Origin of the sequence: Burkholderia sp. ZZQ-2 (genome assembly GCF_050768715.1) — a bacterium.
Classification (GTDB): domain Bacteria; phylum Pseudomonadota; class Gammaproteobacteria; order Burkholderiales; family Burkholderiaceae; genus Burkholderia; species Burkholderia cepacia.
Genome location: NZ_LDVA01000060.1, coordinates 1 through 348, shown reverse-complemented (window position 1 = coordinate 348; position 348 = coordinate 1). Strand labels below are relative to the sequence as shown.

Genomic DNA, 348 nt, shown 5'->3' with positions numbered 1-348 from the left:
GCGAGGAAGCTGGTCGCCACGCCCGTGGGAGCGGCTTCGCCGTCGGGAGTCGGCCACTGCACGATGTCGTAGCTGTCCTGCTCGCCTGTCGCATCGACCGTGCCGATCGTGTAGCGGCCCTGCACGAAGAAGCCGGCCTTGTGCGTGACGAACACGCTGTCTGCGCCGGCGCCGTCAGGGAGCGTGTCGGCGACGACGAAGGTGCCGTCCTCGAACAGGTCACCGAGCTGCTGCACCGACTCGACGGTGTCGGCATTCTTGTTCGCGACGAAGGCTCCGGAATCGTCATAGGGAGCATCGAGGCCCTGCGACGAGAGCCAGCTCCAGTGCGTCGCCCAGTAGTTCCAG

At 66.7% G+C, this 348-nt stretch carries 1 protein-coding gene; it reads right to left on the bottom strand.

What is annotated here, in order from left to right; genetic code table 11:
• On the bottom strand, nt 1-348 hold a 348-nt coding region (locus ABY44_RS02595; protein ID WP_431640811.1), incomplete at both ends, for a hypothetical protein.